Annotated in this window: 1 protein-coding gene; it reads left to right on the forward strand. The window is 46.4% G+C overall.

Annotated elements, in window-relative coordinates:
• Window positions 1-24,501, forward strand: coding sequence for a DUF5776 domain-containing protein (locus HZL42_RS01840; RefSeq protein ID WP_219054009.1), 24,501 nt, complete (start codon window positions 1-3; stop codon window positions 24,499-24,501).
• The last annotated feature ends 151 nt before the right edge of the window (window positions 24,502-24,652 follow it).

The following is a 24,652-nucleotide window of genomic DNA, read 5'->3' on the forward strand; positions in this document are numbered from 1 at the left end:
TTGCTTTATAATAAATTTCAAATTGATAAGGTAAATGACAAAAAAGTGCTTCGGAAAGTTAAAAAGCAATGGGTGGTTGTTTCGCTATCCATGTTTACGTTACTTGGTGCGGGGACAGTCTATGGTGAAAAAGCGACTGCACACGCAAATGCCAGTGTAACTTACTTAAATTCAAATGATGATAATGAATCCAGCTCGGCTGATTCAGTATCTTCATCTGGAAATCAAAGCGCAAACTCATCTTCTGCAAGTAACACCAGTGCGACCGTAACGAGTGCAGATTCATCGTCAGCATCAGTTAGTTCTAATAGCACAGCTAGTTCTAGTTCAGCAACTGATAGTTCTGCTGCTGAAAGTTCAATTGCGGACGTTACCGTTAGTGCGCAATCAGCTCAGGGGGACAGTGTATCTTCTACTGCTCAATCGTCTTCTTCAGATGATGACAGTGCAGCGATTAGCGCTTTAAAACAACAATTAGATTCAGCTAACGTGTCTTCAGTTGTTTCTAGCAATAACGATAGCACCAGTGATAGCAATAACTCTGAAAGTAGCTCAGCTGATAGCGAATCAGCAGCTATTCAATCAGCCACATCCAGCAGTAGTGCTGACGCTAGTAATAACGCAAGTTCTGCTAGCGATACCTCTTCTAGTATAAACCAGCTATCAGCAGTGGTTGTTAGTGCGGATGGTTCATCAGAATTTGATAGTGCTAGTGATTTGCTTACCCGGGCGCTCGATGTTGAATCAGTATCAGATGCAGACGTAGTTACTAATAGTTTGACTGACCGGGCAGCAAGCACATCTGATAGTGCTGATTACAGCAGTCTTCCTGCTGAAACTGGAAGCGTGGCCTACGTGGGAACGTGGAGTGCCTTTGATGCTGCCATGAGAAGTGTTAACGTCAGTGTGATTAAGGTGACGAATGACTTTGGAAATAAGGGTACTGGTGGGACAAATATTAACCTGAGCAGTAAGTCATCAATCACCATTGATGGTCAGGGCCACTCAATTGATTTTGGGGCAGCTGGTTATGGATTCAATGGTGGAGATTCTAATGCTGTTGTAACGGTTAAGAATCTTACCATGTACGGGACCAACTACTATGGGCCGGTGAAAATCGGAACTAGCGGGACCAATAAAGCTGGAACGATTAACTATTCCAACATCACCTATACCGGATCACAATTGGTTAATGCAACCAACGCCAACGTCCAGGTTTTTGGAACCGTAAACGTTAACTCCGTCGGAAGATACACTAGTGTCATCAACGGTTCTGATTTCCAGACGGTTAATACCCAAGGTTCTAGATCTGATGGCTCCGTTAACCAACAAAACCTCCAAATATCGCAAATGTCCCTAATGAAGGGCAGTACCTATAACGGGTATGACTTCGGGGGGAACGTAATTGATTTATCTGGTGGACTAACGTTGAACGAGGGTTCGACAATGAACCTAACGCCTAAGAATGGTAGCGGATCGCCTGAAAATACAGTTGATAGAACCAACTCTGTAGGTTTAATCGTTCGTAGTGGTGCTAGCGTGACAATTGACAACGCTAAGTTAAACATAACGCCCCAAGCCAATGCTTCTGGGATTAACGTTAGCGGGAACATTACCGTTACCAATAACGGGGTCTTAGACATTGAACACACTGATAATCCTAATTCTACGACACCAAATGTTATTGCTGGGACGCTGCTCGTTAACAACGGGGGGACCTTCATTGCCCACGGGAGTTCTGCCGTTAATTCTAATTCCGGTTCGCTAGTTAGCATCTCCGGGAACTTGAACATTCTGAATGATGGGAATGCTGAAATTTCGACCGATGGAGCGACTGGCTCTAAATTTACGTTATTGAGTAATCAAGGGAGTATTTTGATTAATAACCCTGGTAATCGGGTTATCTTTAGTTTAAACGGGGTCGACAATCAGTATACAACGGGGGCCGGAACTTTATTTGCTAAAATTCCGTTAACCGCTTATTCAGTTGTGACCCAAGTAGATAAGGATGTTGATAGTACTGCTCAATTCTACGTTAGCGTTAATAATAACAACGTTAAAGTGCTAGATGCATCTGGGAAAGAAGTTACTAATAGTGTATTAAGTAGATTTAGTAACGGTACGACTACCTACCTTAAGTTTTCTGCCGTACCAAGTGTGTTCTTTAACGGTAATTCAAACCTTAGAACCACCGTTAATAATGCTTCTTCCGGATACGATGTGGTTACTAAGCTGATTTTAGCTAATATTCCTTCTAATTTAAGTGATTTACCAGCTTCATCAAAGGAAGTTTATGTTCGGGTTACTACTAATGGTAAGAACGAAGTTCGTAATGGTGGAATGGTTACCAACCCATACCAACCAGCATCAAGTACGGTTTCCGGAAATTCTGGTTATTCCAATCAATACACGATTAAACTGCCACTTTCTGCTTTTACTAAACAGGCTGATGGTCGTTACACCTACACGCTTGTTGAACCATTAAACGCGGCTGGTGCAACTCTGCCAACTTCGGTTACGGTTACAGCACAATTTGGGGTTTCTAACCAAAGTAATACCATCAAGAATAGTGGTAAGAATACGTCAACTGAAACCACCATTAATAACCCTGGGAAAACGCCTGACGTTGCGGACACTGGGAGTAATTCTGGGACCATTACTGACAATGCAGAGAAGGATACTTCCGGTTCTAACGCTAGCTTAGCAGTTAGTTACGCTAACGATGCCAGTAGCCACGCTGCAGAAGCCAGCAAAGCTGCCCATGGGGTAACCCAGACCTATAGTGGTGCCGATCAGTTTAATGAGCAAACTAGCTTAAATTCAAATGCAATTAACGAATACTCAGACTCATTAGATGCATTGATTGGTGACTTAGATCAAAATAGCAATGCTGTTAATCGAAGTGACTATGCATCCGTATCATCAGCATTAAGCAGTGCCCAAAGCACTATTAATAGTTACCAAAGTGCGGCTAGCGTTCAAGCTTCATCAGCATCTTCTGCTAAATCAGTTGCGAGTCAATTAGCTGATGCAGCAAGTAGTCAGGCAATCATTGCTAGTTCAGCTGCTTCAGTTGCCAACAGTTTGGCTAGTGTGATTGCTTCGGTTAAGGATGATAGTCAGTATGCGGCGCTTTCCAGTCAAGCAGTGTCAGCAGAAGCAGCAGCTAAGTCTGCCGACTCAGTTGCTTCGAAGGCAGCATCATCTGCTAACGTGCAACGTTCGATTGCATCACAGGCAGCTGCTAATACTAGCAATGCACTTAGTTCGGTAGGCTCTATTTATAGCACCGCTTCCAGCCTATTCTCATCAGCAACTGCACAGGATTATAACATTGCTGCCAGTGAGGCCGTTAGGGACGCTTCTTTAGCTGCATCTAATGCCCAAAATGCACAAAGTCAGGTTCAATCGATTGAAAGTAGTGTTGCTCCTGACTCAACTGCAATTTCATCAGCATCAAATGGGGTAGCAATTGCTAATAGTGGGGCCAGTTCTGCTGCTAGCGTTACCGCTAGTTTAGCATCGCTTCACCCAAGTGATGCAGTAATTAGTAGTGCCAATAGCGTTGCTAGTCAAGCAGCGCTAGATGCTGCTAGTGCTGCCAGTCAGGCAACGGCGCTTAGTTCTGCTGCTAAGTCGATTGCAGATTCTGCATCCGCAGTTAGTCAAGCGGCATTGAGTGCTGTTAATAGTGCTAATGCTGCCAAGCAGAGTGCGATTAATGCTTCTAGTGCAGTTGCTAGTTATTCTGCTGCTGGGAACTCAGCTCAAGCGTCCTCAGCATTGCAATCAGCACAAAATGCAGCAAGCATTGCTAGTTCAGCTGCTTCAGCTGCATCACAAGCAATTATTAGTGCTAATACAGCTTCGCAGGCTGCCAGCGATACCTTAAATAGTGCTAACCAACAAAGTAGTACTGCCTTTTCTGCAAGTCAAGCAGCAAGTCAAGCAGCTTCGCAGGCTCTTTCTCAAGCAGCTACGCTAATTAGTAGTAGCAATAACGACGCCAGTTCAATTGCATCCCTAGCCTCTTCAACCGCTAGTTATGCAGCAGTTGGTAAGTCTGGAGCTGATGGAGCTAGCCAACATGCTAATTCCGCTGTTAACTACGCAAGTAGTGCAGTGACCGAAAGTGGGCAAACTAGTAGCTATGCTACCCAAGTTAGTTCAGATAACTCACAGGTTTCATCGATGGCCAGCGCCTACCCAAGTGACGCTGTTATTAATAGTGCCTTAAGTGTAGTTAACAGTGCCCAATCTGATGCAAATGCTGCATCACAAGCTGCATCAAGCGCTGCTAGTTTAGCACAGAGTGCCGAAGCCGATGCTAATAGCCAGGCTTCAGTTGCTGCTAGCCATGCAGCAACTGCTTCTAATGAAGATTCTGCAACTAGATCAGCAATTGCTGCTGCTGACCAGGCAGTGCAAAATGGTGACCATGCATTAGCTAGTTCATACGCCGCTCAAGCATCATCCGCTGCTGCTCGTGCTAGCGATGCCGCTACTGCAGCTAATCAGGCTAACGATGCAGCGAATACTGCAGCTAACGTTGCTAGTATTGCACAATCTAATGCTGGTTCAGCCGAAAGTTTAGCTTCTGACGCTGCCCAAGCAGCTAGTAATGCTGCTAGCCAAGCTGCTGATCGGGTAAAGGAAATTAATACCGGGATTTTGGATTCAGCTAGCTCTCAAGCATCATCTGCCGCTTCCGCTGCTAGTTATGCAGCTTATGGAAGTAGTGCTGCTGATGGTGCTCGTCAAGAGGCTAGTTCTGCCCAGATCAATGCCGATAGTACCGCTGCTGCTCAAAATAAGACGAGTTCTTTTGCAGCCGACACTAGTAGTACCGCTACTAATGCCCAATCAATCGCCAGTCAATATCCAAGCGACGCCGTAATTAGTAGTGCTTATCAACAAGTAAGCAGTGCCTCTAATAAGGCATCAAACGCAAGCAAAGCTGCTAGTGATGCTTTAAGTGCTGCCCAAAGTGCGCGTGATGAGGCCGCAACCCAATCTTCAATCGCTGCTTCCTATGCGTCTGAGGCTGCTACACAAGATAGTGCTACTAAGGCTGCTTCAGATGCAGCTCATGAAGCCCTCAGTAATGGCAATCACTCACTTGCTAGTTCCTACGCATCGTTAGCTAGTACCGCTGCAAGTAACGCAAGTAATGCTGCGGGGAGTGCTAAGGATGCTCAGAATTCAGCTTCTACAGCTAATCAAAATGCAAGTCAACAAAATTCCGTTGCTCAACAAGCTGCTAAGGATGCTGAAGATGCAGCTAATGCAGCTAATGATGCATTGAATAAGATTAATGATCGGGTGAACGCTCTTAATAGCCAATCTGGTGATTTAGAAGTATCTCTGTCTGGATACAATAGTCAGGCCGGCTCTTACGTTAATGTCGCAAGTAGTGCTGCTACCAGTGCAAATAGTAATGCTAGTTCTGCCCAGTCAGACTTTGTGGTTGTTTCTGACTTTTCAAATGCAGCTAGTTCATATGCAGTTCAAACTAACGACAAGAACTCTCAAGCACAATCAGTTGCTTCCGTTTACCCATCTGACGATGTAATTCAGAGTGCTGCTAAGGTAACTGTTGATGCCCTCAGTAGTGCTAACGATGCTGCTAAGAGTGCTTCTGCTGCAATTACTAGTGCTAAATCCGCTGCTGATGAAGCGGTTACCCAGTCATCACTTGCATCATCATACTATGCAAGTGCTAATGATGCCTCTAGTGCCGTTCAAAGTGCGGCTAGTTTAGCATCATCAGCGCTAAGCATTAATGATCATGTAGCTGCTCAATCATACGCATCAATTGCTAGTGGAGCTGTAATTCAAGCAAGTATTGCGGCTGCCAGTGCGCAAAGCGCTAGTGCAATTGCAGCAGCAGCTAGTGATACTGCTAAGCAACAGGCATTAGCTGCTTCTCAGGCTGAAACTAACGCTTCTAATGCATTTAAGACCGCAAGCTCTGCGCTTGATGTGATTAACGAACGGGCTAATAGTTCTGCTAATAGTAAAGCTAGTTCTGCTAACTCAGCAGCAACTAGTGAAAATAGTGCCGCTAGCCATGCAGCATTTGGTTCTTCTAACGCTGCTGGAGCTAGTCAGTTCTCAGATTCCACTAACTCATACGCTAGCGCAGTGGCTAATGATAACGTTGCTACCAATAGCAATGCTGTGATTGCAAACGATGCTAACCAGGTTACTAATAGTCTGGTAACTACCCATCCTGATAATTCGGCCGTTTCCTCAGCTAATAGCAAGGCTAGTTCCGCCAATTCAGTTGCTAGTTCTGCCGCTAGTGTTGCATCTGATGCAACTAATCAGGCTGAAACTGCTAAAAGTAGTGCAGCAATTGCATATTCAAACGCTTCCGTTGCTGCTAGTCAGGCGAGTGAAGCTGCACAAAGAGCTTCATTAGCTTCTTCTCAAACTTCTAGTGCTGCCCTAGCCGGTGATCACTCCGCAGCTGACAGCTACGCTAACCAAGCTAGTTCTGCTGAAATTGATGCAAGTAATGCTGCTAGTGTAGCTAATGATGCTTACAGTGCAGCTGAAAATGCTAATAATCAAGCTAGTTCTGCTTATAACAATGCTTCTTCTGCTAGTTCTGCCGCTGCGCAAGCTGCTAAGGACGCGCAAGATGCTGCTAGTGACGCTGTCAATGCAGCTAATAATAACGCAAATGATAAGGCTAGCAAGGCTAGTAGCGTTGCCTCGGTTGCTAATAGTGTTGCTAGTTTAGCTGCTTCTGGTTCATCCGATGCGTCAGGTGCAAGTCAACATGCTGATTCAACTGCTCAGTTAGCAACTTCTACTAGTGATGTTTATCCATCCGTATTTAGTGACCACAGTGCTACTGCTAGTCTTTCAGATAACGTAAACTCAATGGTTGCTAATAATCCAAATAATGAAACAATTAAGAGCGCTGCTGGCACGATTAGCTCTGCTAATAGTGTTGCTACTCAGGCTGACTCTGAAGCTTCCCAAGCAGTTAACGATGCTAATAAAGCTAAGCAGTCTGCTGCGGATTATTCCCAAGCTGCATCTGTTGCTGCATCCGTTGCTTCAAGCGCTGCTTCTTACACTGCTAGCGCTTCAGTAGCTGTTTCTAACGCAGTTGCTAGCGGTAATATTGACCTAGCATCATCAATTGCTGATGCTTCATCATTAGTTGCAAGTAGTGCTAGTTCTGCAGCAATTAAAGCTAGTGAAGCTAATTCACAGGCTGCTGCACAAGAATCGATTGCCAGTTCTGCATTAGACAAGGCCAATAATGCTAGTTCCGCAGCCAGTGCAGCTCGTGATGCGGCGCAAAGTGCATTTGACAATGCTTTAAATAATGCTGGAAGTGGAGCTAGTTATGCTAACTCTGCTTCAACAGCTAATTCCCAAGCTGCTCAAAATAGTCAAAATGCTTCTAATGCAATTAGCAATGCTCAAAATGATTTAACACAAATTAAGGATGCCTCATCCCAAGCTAGTTCAGCTTCTGCCGCTACAACGCCAAATACAGCAACTGTTAATAGTGCTACTAGCGTTGTAAGTAGCTTAAATGCGCTTAATAGCAATAATCCGACTGTCTCTAGTGCATCTATTGCTATTAGTAATACCGCTAGCGAAGCTGCTAGTGCTTCTGCCAAGGCTTCTCAAGCATCTAGTATCGCTAATCAAGCTAGTTTGGATGCAGATGCTGCGAGTGAAGCGGCTAGTTCCGCAAACATTGCTTTGAGCCAAGCAGCAAGCAATGCTTCGTCTTACGCTAGTGAAGCTCAAAAGGCTGCTGACCGTGGTGACCAATCAGCTGCATCAACTGCTGCATCGAATGCTGCAGTTGCATCGAATGCTGCTAGTGATGCAGCTAATCAAGTTCAATCTGCCACTGACAAGATTAACTCTGCTGCTCAAACAGCCACTAGTGCTGCTCAAGATGCTCAAAGCCAAAACAACATTACCAGTTCTGCTGCTCAGACAGCGTCGAATGCTGCTAGTGCTGCTTCACAAGCGATTGCTGATGGTTTAAACCGTGATAGCAATAAGGCATCATCAGCTGCATCAGCTGCATCGAACGCTGCGAGCGAAGCTAGTGCTGCCACTAATGGTTCCGGATCAACTCCAGGAACGAATCAAAATGCTGATTCAGCTAAGGACTTAAATAGTCAAGCTAGTTCTAATAACGGGGTAACCAGTGGGCTTGCTTCTGAAGCATCAAATGCTGCTGAAAATGCAAGTAACTTTGCATCTAATAACCCTAATAATTCTGAAATTGCATCCGCTGCTAGTGTTGCCAGTTCAGCTAATAGTAATGCCCAATCTGCTTCAACCGTTGCTAGCCAAGCTTCTAATGATGCTTCCAACGCTTATTCAACTGCGAGCTCCGCAGCTGACGTTGCTAACTCAGCTAACAATGCTGCCAGTTCTGCAGCATCCGTTGCTGCTAGCGAAAATGCTGCTACTTCAGAAGCCGTTGCCAAGGGTGATAGTAACGCTGCTTCCTCACATGCTTCTGCCGCAGAAGATGCTGCAAATGCCGCTAACTCTGCTGCTCAAGTTGCGAAGGATGCTAGCAATGCCGCTAGTTCCGCAAACCAAAAGGCTTCTAGTGCGGCTAGTCAAGCTAGTTCAGCTCAATCAGTTGCCTCTGAGGCTGCTTCAACTGCTAAGTCTGCTGAACAAACGGCAAGTGACCTTAACAGCTTCGTTTCTAGCGCCACTAATGATGTTCAATCAGGAAACAGTGCCGCAAGTAATGCAGCCACTTCTGCCTCATCAAATGCAGATCAAGCTAATTCAATTTACAACTCACTTAATAGTAGTGCTGTAAGCGCTGCTAACCAATACTCACAAAATGCCAGTGATGCTAGTTCCTTTGCGACTGTTTCAACTAGTGTTGCTGCCAGTGCTAATAGTGATGTTCAATCCCACTTTAGTAACTATCCAAGCAATCCGGCATTAAGTGCGGTTGCCCAAAGTGCTAGCGATGCTTATTCAACTGCAAATAGTGCTAGTGTGATTGCTCAATCAGCTAGTGAACAAGCTTCGATTGCTAAGTCAGTTGTGGACTCTGCAACAAACACTGCTAGCTACCAAAACTCAATTGCAAACTCAGCTAATAGCACAGCCACTGCAGCTAGTCAAGCTGCATCAGAAGCATACGCTAAATCAGACTTTGCTGCTGGAAATAGCTATGCCCAAACTGCAACCAATGCTGCTAATGATGCTGCTAATGCATACAGTAAGGTTTCTGAAGCTGCCTCAACGGCAGATGCGGCCTTAGTTAATGGTAAGAATGCTGCCTCCACTGCTAGTTCAGCTGCTCAGACGATCAGCTCAGCTACCTCTGTGACGCTCAGTGCTAGTTCAGCCGCTCAATCAATTGCTGATTCCATTGCGAATGCTGCTAAGAACGCCACTAGCGATGCTAACAGAGCTTCCAGTGCTGCCCAATCAGCTAAGAGTGACGCTGATAAGGCAACAAGTGAAAATGCGCAAACTTCAGAATCAACTAGCAACGCTTACGCTGCAGCTAGTAATGCCAATGAAGCTGCTGAACAGGCTCGAGATGCGTCCAGTGCCGCTAGCGAAGCTGCTTCAATTGCTAGCTCAGCTGCCGCTGGTCATTCAGATGTTTCTGGAATGAGTTCTGCAGTTTCAGCTGCATCTAGTGCATCCGAACAGGCTTCCATTGCTGCTTCTGTTGCAAATTCAGCTAATAACGATGCTCAAAAGGCATCTAGTACTGCAAGTAGTGCTACTCAGGATGCACAAAACTTTAGTTCTAGTGCTGCTAGTTATGCTAACAATGCATCGATTGCTGCGTCTGCTGCCATTGATGCTAATAATCGTGGTGATAGTGCGGCTGCTAATTCCTATAGTACGGCTGCTAGCCAAGCTGCTGACTCCGCTGAAGCTGCAGCTTCCGGGGCATCTAGTGCTTATCAATTAGCGGATCAAGCGAATAGTAGTGCATCCGCTGCTGAGTCAATCGCTAATTCTGCATACCAGTCAGCAATCGATAATGCAGTTATTGCCAGTTCTGCTGCTGATGATGCTCAATCACTTGCTGCATCCGCAGATGCGAACCAAAGTGTCAAACGGGCAAGTAACGCTTCGAATGCAGTTGTCAAGGACAGTTCTACAATTAATGTAAACTCTTCTGCAGCTTCCAGTGCCTCCTCCAATGCTAGTTCAGCTAGTTCAGCGGTTACTTCAATTAATGATGTAATCACTTCAACTGCTGAATCTGCCAATTCGCAAGCAAATCAATATTCAAACAATCCAATCATTAATTCGGCGACTGTAGCAATTAGTCATGCAGTGGACCAAGCAAGTTGGGCTAATAGTGATGCAAGTGTAGCTAATTCGATTGCATCTTCAGCTAAGGCAACTGTTGATTCTGCCTCGAGTGCTGTCTTCACTGCTCAAATCAATGCTCAAAGTTACTACCATGCGGCTAGTTCAGCTGCTTTAAATAACGATGCAGATGCTGCCGCTGCCGCTGCTAATTCAGCCGTTGCTGCTGAAAAGTTAGCTAGCCAAGCTGCCGTTGATGCAAGTAATGCTACCGTAATTGCTGCTAGCGCCGCTAGTCGGGCTAATAGTGATTTAGCAGTTGCTAGTTCTGCAGCTGATTTAATTAATGCTGCTAGTTCTGCAATCAATTCAGCTGCTTCAGCTGCTGATGGATTAGTAAATGGGGTTAAGAGTGATGCTGATCGGGCCAGTGCTGCAGCTAGTTCAGCTAATGATGACAATACTGCCGTTCAGTCTGCATCTAACAACGCACAAACATCGTCTAACCAAGTAGTTGATAATAGTCATGCTGCTTCGGATACAGTTAACAACATTAATAGTGCTGCTAGTGCAGCCCAAATTGCATCTTCAATGGCTTCCAGTGCAGGTTTAAGTGCTCATTCAGGAATGAGCAGTGCAGTTTCTGTAATTGCTAGTGCTCAAAGTGTTGCTAGTTCAGCTTCAAATGCGATTGCTAGTGCCAATAGTGGGGTGGAATCTGCAACTACCCAGATGGACAATGCTAATTCTAGTGCTAGTCAGGCGAAATCAAATGCCGATAGTTATGCTGCGTTAGCATCGAGTGCTGCTTCAGCTGCGCTTTCAGCAAATAACAATGGTGATTTATCAGCTGCTCAATCCGCTAGTTCAGTTGCTAAGCAAAATGCTGATAGTGCTGCAATTGCGTCTAATGCCGCTGATGCTGCCCAAAGTCTTGCTAACAGTGCTAGTTCTACGATCAAAGACCTTGCGCAAAGTGCTGCTGATCAAGCTAAGCTTGCCAGTGCCGCTAGTGATGCTACAAACCAGGCGATTAACGATGCCAATTCAATTGCTGCTTCTGCAGACGCTGATGCTAGTGTAAACCGGGCTTCAGATGCAGCTTCGACTGCTAAGGATCAAGCTAATCAAGCTAACGTTGATGCTGATAAAGCTGCAACTGCATCCAAGAATGCAAGTAATGCTGCATCCAGTGCCGCATTAGATAATACCGCTGCTTCAAATGCTGCTGCAGATGCTAATAGCTTTGCTAGTCAATATCCAAACCACAGTGCAATTAATAGTAACGCTGCGGTTGCTTCCACTGCTGCAAGCGAAGCAAGTTCTGCTCAACAAAGTGCAAATGATGCCAGTGCGGTTGCATCCATTTTTAAGGATACTGCTAGTCAACAAGCCTCGATTGCAAACTCCGCAGCATCTAATGCTGCTAGTTACCTTACTCAAGCCAGCGTTGCAGCAAGTAATGGTGATCTTTCTGCTGCCGCATCTGCTGCTGACCAAGCTTCACTGGCCCAACAAAGTGCCGAAGTAGCTTCTAATTCTGCTTATAGTGCTACTTCCAGTGCTATTTCAGCTGCTGACCAAGCTAGTTCAGCTTCAATTGTTGTTAGTCAAGCTGCTGATAAGGCTAAGGCTGCTGCTCAGTCAGTTAGTGCTGCAGTTGATTCAATTAATAAGTTGAATAATGGTGTTGATTCCGACGCACAACGAGCTTCCGTTGCTGCCGATAGTGCTACTAACTCTGCCAATAATGCTGCTGATACGAACCTCTCAACCGCTAGTGATAGCGATAAGGCCAGTCAGGCGGTTGTTGCTGCTAATAATGGATCTACGGTTGCTAGTCAAGCAGTTGTGGACATGCAAAATGTCATTAGCAATGCTGCTAAATATGACATTCCATCAATGAGTTCATACGCATCAGTCGTTAGCAGCAATGCAATTGTTGTTAGTCAAGCCGCTGATACTGCTTCTGCTGCCAACAGTAACGCTAATTCAGCGTTAAGTGCTGCCCAATCTGCTGCAGATGCTGCTGTTTATGCTCAAGACGATGCTAACTCATATGCTGCCGATGCATCATCTAACGCTAGTGCTGCTAACTCAGCGGCATTAGCTGGTGATGAATCAGCCGCTAATAGCTTTAGCACCGCTGCTAGTCAAGCTGCTGACTCAGCAATGAGTGCATCTAACGTTGCTCAAACTGCTTCTAATGCAGTGACAACTGCTAGTCAAGCTGCATCTAGTTACGCTAGCGAAGCTGCATCCGCTGCATCTGCAATAAGTCAAGCTGCCGAGGCAATGAGTAATGCCGTTCAATCTGCACAATCAGAAGCGGGTTCTGCTAATGCCAACGAAAGTAGTGATCGGGCAAGTAATGCTGCTGATGCTGCCCACAGCAATGCAGACGTTACTGACGAATATAGAAGTAAGGCTGATAGTTCAACTTCACTAACTAATGATACGGTCAGTGAATTAAACCCAGTTGTTGATAGTGTGGCTCAAAACTCACAAGCAATTGATGACTTAGCTTCTAACTTCCCAAGTAACGCTACCATCTCAAGCGCTGCTCAGGTTGCTAGTGCTGCTAATTCCCAAGCTAGTTCCGCATACGCTGCTGGAAACGAAGCTAGCATCACTGCAAGTAACGCCAATAGTAAGGCTGCCGAAGCAACTTCATTAGCGATTTCAAATGCTGAAGTCGCCGACTCATTGGCTGCTCAGGCTAGTTCAGCTGCGCTAGCTAACGATCCAAGTACTGCAGCTAGCTTTGCAGATCAAGCTAGTCACTACGCTAGTGAAACAAAACGTTCTGTTTCAGCCGCTAGTCAAGCGGCTGCTGATGCTGCTTCTGCTGCTAGTCAGGCCGTTAGTGCTTCTAACGCTGCTGACGATGCCCTTTCATTAGCGCAAAGTGCTTATAATGTGGCAAATAATGCTGCTAGCTCAGCTGTTCAAACTTCTGATGGTGTTAATGATGACGTTGATCAAGCTGCTAGTGCTAGTTCCCAAGCTGCTAGCCAGGCACAACAAGCTGGTCAGTCATTTAACGCTACTAGCAATACGGTTAACTCGATTGCAAATGATGCTAGTGATGTTGCCAGGTCTGCTGCAGAAGCTTCTAAGGCTGCTTCTATTGCTAGTGGGGTTGCAAATAGTTATAGCGATAACTCTGCCATCAGTGTTGCTAATTCCACTGCCAATAGTGCTGCTGTTGATGCATCTAATGCTGCTAGTCAGGCTAGTGCCGCTAAGTCTACTGCCGATAGTGCATTCCAAGACGCCAGCGTTGCTAACAGTAATGCCAACACCGCTGCCCAATCTGCAGCTAGTTACTACAATGCTGCATCAAGTGCTGCTAGTCAGGCCATTAGTGCTGCCCAAGCAGGGGACCAATCAACTGCTGACCGGTACAGTAGTGCAGTCAAGAGTAATACTGATGCTGCTAATGCTGCATCTAGCGTTGCTAGTTCAGCATTAAGCACCGTTAATTCTGCAAGTGTAGTGGCTAGTCAACAAGCAGACCAGGTTAAGCAAGCAAGTACGGCTGCTAGTCAGGCGAACTCAATTGCCCAGTCTGCTGCCCAAGCCGCTCAATCATTGGCAGGCTCCATCGATGCAAGTCAAAATGGAGACCGGGCTTCCTCAGCTGCTAGTTTAGCTACTGATGCAGCTACCGATGCAGATAAATACGCATCAGCTGCTGAAACGGCTTCAAAGGCAACTGATCAAACTAACGCTAGCACGAGTGGTTTCTCACAAACTGCATCGAGTGCTGCCTCTGAAGCTGCTGATCAAGCTGCTAGTCATCCTCAAAACAGTGTGATTAGCTCTGCTGCATCAGTTGCTAGTGGTGCTAACCAAGCTGCTAGCCAAGCAATGAGTAGTGCTAATGACCAAGCCAAGTCCGCTAGTTCTGCATTCGAAGCTGCATCTAGTGCAGCAGAGCTTGCCAGTTCAGCTGCTAGTGTTGCAAATGATTATGCTTCGAAAGCCAATGAAGCTGCTAAGCAAGAAGATAAGACCGCTGCTGCTTCATTAGCAGATCAAGCAAGTAGTGCTGCCCAAGCTGTACTTGATCACAAGGCTCAGGCTAGTGCTGCTGCTGATTCCGCCGCTAGTGCTTCTAACGCTGCTGTAGAATTAGCTAACAGTGCAAGTAGTCAAGCTTCAATCGCTGCTTCTGCTAATTCAGTTGCTGCTAGTGCGGCAAACTCAGCAAGTGCTACCATCAGTCAAGCAAATGACAACAATAGTCGGGCTTCTAATGCTGCCAGTCAAGCTAGTTCCGCTAATAGTGGTGCCAACCAAGCTACTTCTAATGCAGCTAACTCTGCCTCAATTGCCAGTCAAAACGATACGGCCGCTTCGCAAAGTGCAAATGATGCTCACTCAGCTTACAACCAAGCCATTGAAGCTTCCGAAGCTGTTGCTAAGCATAGTGAAGTTGATGGCATGAGTTCTGCTGTGCAAGCTGCTAAGGATGCTGATCAGGCTGCCTCAAGTGCTGCCAGTGCGGCTAACTCAGCTAACCAAGATGCCCAATCAGAAGCTACTCTAGCTTCGAACGCTAATTCTAAGGCTAGTTCTGCTGCAAGCAATGCTACTTCGTACGCAACCACTGCATCAACGGCTGCATCTGCTGCTATTGATGCTGCTAACCGTGGTGATAGCTTAAATGCTAATATTTACAGTCTTGCTGCTAGTCAAGCTGCAAATAGTGCAGTTGAAGCTGCTAACCAAGCTAGTGCTGCTAGTCAGGCCGCCATTGATCATAGTAATGCTGCTGGTAGCTACGCTAGTCAAGCAAGTAACTTCAATGATGCTGCCAGCGCTGCCAAGAGTGCAGCAATCAGTGCTGCTGAAAAGGCTCAAGATCTTGCTGCATCTGCTGATGCTGACCAAAGTGCTAAACGGGCATCAAACGCCGCTAATGAAGCTAGTCTGGCTAGTTCTGCTGTTTCCTCAAATAGTAATGTAGTGACTGCTGATAGCCATGCTGTTTCAAATGATTCCAAGGCAACATCCCTTAATAGTGATAGCACTTCACTTACTGCTAGTCAGACTGACGATATTTTTGCTAAGCACCCTAATAATAGTGCTGTATCAAGTGCTGCTAGCGCTGCTAACTCCGCTTCAAGTGTTGCTAACTCCGCTTCAAGTGTTGCTAGTTCAGCTAACGATAAGGTTAGTGCTGCTAACAGCACCGTTAACCAACAGTCAAGTATTGCTAGCGCTGCCTCGAGCGCTGCTAGTACGTACGCAAGTCAAGCTGCATCCGCTGCTAAGAACCATGACTCGTCCGCAGCTGCTGATTTTGCTAACTCTGCAGTTGAACAAGCGAGTCTTGCTAGCCAAGCATCTAGTGTCGCTAGCGCTGCTAGAAGTGAAGCTGATCAGGCTACTAAGGATGCTAACTCTGCAAGTTCCGCTGCTTCTGCCGCTGCTTCTAATGCTACTGATCAATTGAAGGCTGCTGAAAATGCTGCTAACCAGGCCGTGAATACTAATAGTAATGTCGCTAATGATGTTGAACGGGCTTCTAACGCAGTTGTAGATGCCAGTGCCGCTGCTTCTGGTGCCAACCGAGATTACAGTGGAACTGCTACTGAAAGCAACCATGCTAGTTCATCCGTTTCATTGGCAAATAGTGCTTCGGCTGCAGTTAGCGCAGATAACCAAAGTGCAAGCAAAGCCCTAGCATCCGCTAATAGTATTGCTGCTCAAAACTCAAGCGTCCCATCAATGAGTTCTGCTGTTGCTGCTGCCAGTGATGCTTATGCTAAGACTAGTTCTGCTAACGTTGCCGCTAGTGCTGCGACTTCGAACGCCCAAGCTGAATTAAGTAAGGCGCAACAAGCTGCCAGTGATGCTAACGTTGCCCGTGATAGTGCAATTGCTGCTGCTGCAAGCAATGCGTCGAACGCTTCATTAGCAAATAGTTATGCTGCGCTGGGTGACGTTGAAAACGCTACTAAGTACAGTCAAGCTGCTAGTGCCGCTGCAAATGCTGCTGAAACTCAGGCTTCAATTGCCAAGGAGCAAAGCAATGCAGCCTCTGCTGCTAGTTCAGCTGCAGCTAGCTATGCACAAACTGCTAATGATGCTGCTAGCGTTGCTAATAGTGCTGCTACTGATGCAACTAATGCTGTTAAGGATGCTCAATCGCTTGTCGATGACTTTAACGCTGGGTCAAGTGCTCAACGGGCTTCCGAGGCTGCTGAAAATGCTAAAAATTCAGCTAGTTCAGCTGGAACTGACAGCCAAGCCATTACAAGCGCAGTTGACAACGTTGCTAAGGCTTCTGAAGCCACTGCTTCCAGTGCTCAAAGTGCTAAGGATGCCGCTTCTGAAGCTGATCAAATTGCTTCAGCGAACCCACAAAACAGTTCCGTTGCTAGTGCTGCTAAGGCTGCTAATGATGCTGCAAGTCAAGCTGCTGTTGCAAGTCAAGCTGCTGATGCTGCTTCTTCGCTTGCCAAGTCTGCAAGTGCTGTTGCTGACCAACAAGCTAGTGCTGCTAACAGTGCACGTGATTCAGCCAGTCATTATGCTTCCTTAGCGCAATCAGCTGCTGATAACCACGATCCTAAGACTGCTGAAGAAATGACTAATTCTGCAATTGCACAAGAATCGGCCGCTAGTGTTGCATCTGATGCTGTTAAATCAGCATTGGCAGATGCTGAAAAGGCTGCCCAATCTGCTACCGATGCATCCAATGCTGCGAGTGCTGCTAACGATGCTGCAAGTAAGGCTAAGGATGCTGCCTCTTCTGCTGCAAGCCAGGCTAGTGGTACTAACAGTAACGTTGCAAACGATGTTACGAAAGCTAGCAATGCGGTTAACGATGCTGACGCTGCTGCCTCCGGTGCCAACCGTGATTACAGTGGAACCGCTAGTGTAAGTAACCACGCCAGTTCATCTGCTTCACTTGCAAGTAGTGCTGCTGATGATGCTGCTAATGCTAATGACGTTGCTAGTGGTGCTGTTAAGTCAGCTGATAGTCTAATGAATAGCGCTTCCAATGTTCCAGGCGTAATTTCTGCGGTTAACTCTGCTACCCAAGCCTCCAGTGTTGCTAATTCTGCTAATACGGTTGCTAGTGCTGCTAATTCAAATGCTCAAATTGAATTGGGTAAGGCTAGCGATGCAGCTTCTGCAGCTAATGCTGCTCGTGATAGTGCTGCTAGTGCTGCGGTTGTTAATTCAACGAACGCTTCACTTGCAAATAGTTACGCTTCACTTGGTGACGTTGAAAACGCTACTAAGTACAGCCAGGCTGCGAGCCAGGCTGCATCAAATGTTGAAAGTTTTGCATCCACTGCTAAGGACCAGAGTAATGCCGCTTCTGCTGCTAGCTCAGCTGCCGATAGCTACGCTCAAATTGCTGTCTCAGCTGCCGTAGTCGCTTCCAGTGCTGCAAATGACGCATCTAGTTCCACAAGTGCTGCCCAATCACTTGCCGATGACTTTAATGCTAATGCTAGTGCTAAGCAAGCAGCTGATGCTGCTGAAAAGGCTAAGCAGGCTGCTAGTTCCGCTGCTGTTGATAATCAAGCGGTTGTCGATGCATCTAGTGCTGTAAGCACGGCCACTAGTGCTGCTTCAAGCAATGCTAGTCAAGCTGCTAATGCTGCCAGCCAAGCTAGTCAGTTATTCTCAGCAAACTCACAGAATAGTTCCATCGCTAGTGCTGCTTCCGCTGCCAACTCTGCTGCTAGTCAAGCAGTCACCGCAAGCCAAGCTGCTAGCGCTGCTCAGGATGCCTTCAAGAGTGCTAGTTCCGTTGCTGATCAACAAAACCAAGTTGCTCAAACGGCTAAGGACTCAGCTAGCTACTACGCTTCATTAGCCCAATCAGCTGCTGACGACCACGACCCAGCTACTGCTGATTACCTCACTAGCCAAGCAGTAATTCAGGCCCAATCTGCGGCTAGTGCTTCCGATGCCGTTAAGTCTGCACGAGCTGATGCTGAAAAGGCTGCGCAATCTGCTACTGACGCATCCAACGCTGCGAGTGCTGCAAATGATGCTGCTGAAAAGGCCCTTCAATCTGCCCAGGACGTGGTTAATACTACTGGTGATTTAAATAGTTCTGTTAATAGTAATGTTGATCGGGCAAATGCTGCTGTGAACGATGCGGGAGCTGCTGCTTCTGGTGCTAACCGTGACTACAGCGGGACTGCTACTGAAAGTAATCATGCCAGTTCTTCCGCTTCCTTGGCAGCTAGTGCATCTGTAAATGCTGATAGTGCATCTGCAACCACTAGCTCAGCACTTAACACTGTAAATTCAATTGCTGATAAACACGCATCTGTTTCTGGAATGAGTAAGGCGGTTAGCGATGCAAACGTTGCTAATTCAATCGCTAGCTCAGCACAAGTGGTTGCTAGTTCTGCCAACTCAGCTGCTCAATCAGAATTAGCGAAGGCCAGTCAAGCTGCTTCAAATGCGAATGTTGCTAAGTCTGCTGCAGAAAGTTACGCAGTTACAAACTCTGCCAATGCGTTCCTTGCAAATAGTTTTGCAAAAGAAGGTAACGTTTTAAGTGCTACTGCTTACAGTTTAGCTGCTAGTCAGGCTGCTGATTCTATTGCATCTCAAGCATCGATTGCAAAGGCTAATAGTCAGGCTGCTTCAGCTGCGAGTGCTGCCGCAGAAAGCTATGCTAAGAATGCAGTTGATGCTGCTTCTGTAGCCGCTAGTGCTGCGGTTACGGCTAACAACGCTGTTTCAGATGCTCAACTCCTTGCTGATGGCTTCAACGCTGGCTCTAATGCCCAGCGGGCTTCCGAAGCAGCTGAGAATGCATCTAAAGCTGCTAGTTCCGCTGCAAATGATAGTCAAGCAATCACAAATGCTTCTTCAGCAATTAACACCGCTTCTACTGCTACTGATGCTAGCAAACAAAGTGCTGAAGCTGCTGCTTCATCTACTGCTCAATTACTATCTGCGCACCCACAAAACAGCTCTGTTGCGAGTGTTGTAAGTGCTGCTAACCAAGCTGTTAACAGTGCGAGTGCTGCAACTCAGGCTGCGAGTGCTGCAGTGGTTGCTGCTTCATCCGCAAGTGTAGTTGCTGACCAAGAAACTAAGGTTGCCAACTCTGCTCGCGATGCGGCTAGTTCTTATGCAGCATTAGCTTCATCTGCTGCTGGTAACTTTGATCCAGAAACGGCTAGTGTTGCAACTAGTAATGCAATCGCAATGGAATCTGCTGCGAACTCCGCTTCAATTGCGGTAAGTTCAGCTCGGGCTGATGCCGAAAAGGCATTACAAAGTGCAAATGACGCTTCTGCCGCTGCTTCTGCCGCTAACTCTGCAGCAAGCGCAGCATTGGACAGTGCCAATTCAGCCGCTAGCCATGCTGGTGGAACCAACACTAGTGTTGCTAGTGACTCTGCACGGGCAAGTGTTGCTGCAAACGATGCGAGTGTTGCTGCCTCCGGTGCTAACCGTGATTACAGCGGAACTGCATCAGAAAGTAACCATACTAGTTCATCAGCTTCGCTTGCAAGTAGTGCTGCTACAACCACTGCGAGTGCTGCAGTGGTTACTAGTTCTGCTAACTCCGTTGCAAACTCAATTGCTACTAAGCATTCTGGAGTTTCAGGGATGAGTGAAGCATTGAGTAACGCTAGTGCTGCAAATTCAATTGCTCAGTCAGCTAACTCAGTGGCCAGTGCTGCTAATTCTTCCGCTCAAGGTGAATTAACGAAGGCTAGCCAAGCTGCAAGTACCGCTAATTCAGCGCGGGATGCAGCAAGTAGCTTTGCGAAGGTGAATGCTGATAACGCATCCCTTGCAAATAGTTACACTGCTCAAGGAAACACGTTGAGTGCTACTGCCCACAGCCTAGCGGCTAGTCAGGCTGCTGATTCAGCTCAGGCACAAGCAGATATTGCTAAGAACAATAGTCAAATTGCTTCTTCAGCCAGCCAAGCTGCTGAAGGATATGCAAACCTAGCGAACGATGCTTCAACAATGGCTACCAGTGCTGTTGACCGTGCTAAGTCCGCAGCCGATGAGGCACAATTACTTGCTGATGGCTTCAATGCCGGGTCAAGTGCAATTTTAGCTTCATCTGCTGCTGAACGGGCTAAGCAGTCTGCCAGCGCTGCTGGCAATGACAGCCAAGCAATTGGTAGTGATTCAGTTGCGATTGATGCAGCCTCTAACGTTGCTTCCAATAACGCCCAGAGCGTGGCAAGTGCCTCATCATCAGTGGATCAATTGCTCTCTGCAAATCCACAAAACAAGACGATTAGCAGCGCTGCTAGTGTTGCTAAGTCAGCGGCTAGTGCTGCTAACTCTGCTAGTCAAGCTGCCAGTGAAGCTGCAGCTGTAGCATCATCCGCAAGTGTAGTTGCTGAAGATCAAACGAAGGTGGCTAATGATGCGCGGGATGCTGCTAGTTCATACGCAGCAACTGCTTCATCGGCTGCTAAGAACTTCGATCCAGAAACCGCGAGCGTAGCTACTAGCCTTGCAATTGATAAGGCAAATGAAGCTGCTGCTGCTTCTGTTGCAGTTAGTTCCGCCCGGAGTGCTGCTGAGCAAGCCCTTCAAAAGGCAAGTGAAGCATCATCTGCCGCTGCTGCTGCTTCTGAAGCTGCTAACGCTGCATTGGATAGTGCTAACTCCGCTGCAGGACACGCTGGAACGATCACTAGCAGCGTTGCAAGCGACTTTGCACGGGCAAGTACCGCTGCAAATGACGCTAGTGCTGCTGCTTCGGGAGCTAACCGTGATTACAGTGGTAATGCTAACGTTTCCAACCACGCTAGTTCTTCTGCTTCGCTAGCTAATAGTGCTGCTACCACTACTTCAAGTGCCATGGCTGTAACTAGTTCTGCTAACGATGCAGTTAACTCAATTGCTACGAAGCATCCTAATGTCTCAGGAATGGACCAAGCGGTTCTGGACGCTTCTGCCGCATTATCAACTGCTAGTTCCGCTAACTTTGTTGCCACTGACGCTAACAGTGCTGCTCAAGGTGAGTTAGCTAAGGCGAGTCAAGCGGCTAGTGCTGCGAACTCCGCTCGGGATGCTGCAAGTAGTTTTGCAAAGGTGAATGCCGATAACGCTTCACTTGCCAATAGCTATGCTGCCCAAGGTGATACTGCGAGTGCAACTGCGCACAGCTTGGCTGCGAGTCAAGCCGCTAACTTTGTTGCTGATCAGGCTGCAATTGCGAAAGCTAATAGTCAAGCTGCCTCAACTGCTAGTTCTGCCGCAGCTAGTTACGCTGTGATTGCTTCTAACGCTGCTTCTGTTGCAGCTAGTGCCACTGATAAGGCTAAGTCCGCGGTGGGTGATGCTCAACTCCTTGCTGATGGTTTCAACGCTGGTTCTAGCGCATCGTTAGCTTCTGATGCTGCTGAACGAGCTAAGCAATCTGCAAGTGCTGCTGGTAGTGATAGTCAAGCAATTACTAGTTCTGCTAGTGCAATTAATTCAGCAGTTAGTGCTGTTAAGAGCAATGCACAAAGTGCTACTAGTACTGCAAGTGCTGCTGCACAAATTCTATCAGCACATCCACAAAACCAATCTGTTTTAAGTGCGGTTAGTGTTGCTAACTCAGCCGTTAGTCAAGCTAATTCAGCTACTCAGGCCGCAAGTGCTGCTGCTTCAGTAGCATCATCAGCTAGCGTAATTGCTGACCAACAAACAAAGGTTGCAAATGACGCGCGGGATGCTGCTAGTTCATACGCTGATGCCGCTGCCGCTGCTGCTAAGAACTTTGATCCAGAAACAGCTAGTGTTGCCGCTAGCCTTGCAGTTGTAAAGGCGAATGAAGCTGATTCTGCTTCATCCGCAGTTAGTGCTGCTCGGAACCTAGTTACCCAAGCTTCTCAAGCTGCTAGTTTAGCTAATAGTGCTGCTCAATCAGCTAATGATGCTGCTCAATCAGCATTGCAAAGTGCTTCATCTGCTGCCAGTGCCGCTTCAGACAATAATAAGTCGGTTGCTAGTGACGTTTCCGTTGCTTCAACCGCTGCGAACGATGCGAGTGCTGCTGCTTCCGGTGCTAATCGGGACTACAGTGGAAATGCTAGCGTTTCTAACCATGCTAGTTCCTCCGCTTCATTAGCTAATAGCGCTGCCAAAACTGCTAATAGTATTGCACAAACTGCTAATAGTAGTGCTGCCACTGCTAATTCAATTGCTAACAACAATGCTTCCGTACCTGGCATGAGTGCTGCTCAATCAGCTGCCAACTCTGCATTGGCAGTGGTTAGTTCTGCTAATGCAGTTGCTACTAGCGCTAATAGTGCTGCCCAAGGTGAATTAGCAAAGGCGAGTCAAGCGGCTAGTGCTGCTAACTCTGCCGCCAGTGCTGCAAGTAGTTTTGCAAAGGTGAACGCTGATAACGCTTCGCTTGCCAATAGCTACGCTGCACTAGGGGATACGACTAATGCTACGAAGTACAGTCAAGTCGCTAGTCAAGCTGCTTCTGCTGCTGCTGGGCAAGCATCTGTTGCACGGCAAAACAGTCAGGCTGCTTCTGCTGCAAGTCAGGCTGCCGCTAGTTATGCTGCAACGGGTGTCTCTGCAATTGCGTTAACGTCATCTGCAGCAGCACAAGTTGCCTCTGCTACTATTCAAGTTGCTGTAATTGCCAGCGCTAATAGTGGGGCACAATCATTAGCATCTGCTAATCAAGCCGTTAGTGCTTACAGTAGTCAAGTTAGTGCAATGAGCTCAGCAGTTGGGCAGTCATTAGTGAGTGCTTATAACTATGGATCAGTAGCTCAATCAGCTGCGAACCAAGTTAATTCTGATCACTCGATGGTTGTTTCCGCAATTGCTAAGTTGAACTCTTATCAATCAGCAAACGCATCAAATGCTCAAATTAACAGTTTAACTAGCGCTGCCAATAGTGCTAACGTAATTGTAAATTCAGCCAGCGTAGTTGCTAATAGTGCTGCGAGTCAAGCCGTTGCTTACACTAGTCAAGCAGCTAGTGCTGCCAGTGCACTATCAAATGCTAACGGAGTTATATCTACGGCTCGTTCAAACGCAAGCAGTGCCTACGCGGCAGCTTCTAGTGCTTACGCAGCTGGTAGTTACGCATTGGGTGATAGCTACGTTAACACGTTCCGTGGTTACGCTAGTGTTGCTGCTAGTGCCAACTACGATGCTTCAGTAGCGTACAGCAAGTTCAATTATGCTACTTCAGTTGCAAGTAGTGCTGCTAGCGTTGCCGTTAGTGCTGCTAACACAGTTCGTTATGAACTTAACTTGGTTACTTCTGCTGCTTCATCAGCAACCCAATTACTTTCTGCTAGTCAGTCATCGTCTGCATCATCAGCTAGTTCCTCAGCTGCTTCATCAGCAACTTCTTCAGCAAGTTCATCAGCAAACTCATCTGCATCTGCTGCCAATAGCAGTGCTGCTGACGATAACTTCTTGAAGGGAATTAGTGATGCTAAGAGTAACACTAATAATTCAGCTCTTGCTTCTGATAGTGCATACGTTGCTGGACGAACTGGTTACCTATCTGGTAGTAAGGCTGGTTATAATGGTAAGAAACCAGCATCATTAGCAAGCAATGCTACTCAATATGAAAGAGCATATGCTTCCGGAGCTAGTGCTGGTTACGTTAAGTACGAGAAACAAGTTGCTATTGGTGAAGAAAAGGCTAAGACCACTTATCTTGCGACTCCTTCACTTAAGAATCGTTCTAAGGGATATCGTGATGGCTACCTTAAGGCTTACAACAAATCATTGAAGAAGTATCCTAAGTATATTTACGCTACTAAGGCAATCTACTCATACAAGGGTGCTAACTTCAGTAAGTCGCTTCGGAAGATTCTTCACTCTAAGCAACCAAGAACTAAGGCAATCCAGTACAAGATCAAACGGATTACGATTGCTAAATCTGGATTAGTACGTTACTATATTGATGCAATTACGGATAACAAGGGTAAATCCACTAAGTACAGTGGCTACATCACTGCTAACCGGAATTACATTGTCAACACTTACTACCAAAGCACGCCAACGACTAAGCAAGTAAGGGTAATTAACAGTAAGGGGATTAGAATTCATTCCGATACTAAGTTTAACCGGGAGACTTCTACTTACGTTAAGAAATCTACTAAGCTAACCGTTAAGCGGATTGTTAAGTACAAGGGAATCACTAGATTCTATGTTGGAAATGGTAAGTACATTACCAGTAATAAGAAGTTTGTTAAATTCGTTTAATATTTAAATTAAATAAGGGAATCAAACCATAATTTGCGGTTTGATTCCCTTATTTTTTTATTGAATAAAAGTACAGTTAGTAAGTTTAAATTTAATGATTATCTACTAAATAAGTGGTACACTAATTCTGTATATATTATTAAGTTTTATA

Origin of the sequence: Lactobacillus sp. Sy-1, from assembly GCF_019303535.1 — a bacterium.
Taxonomy (GTDB): Bacteria; Bacillota; Bacilli; order Lactobacillales; family Lactobacillaceae; genus Nicoliella.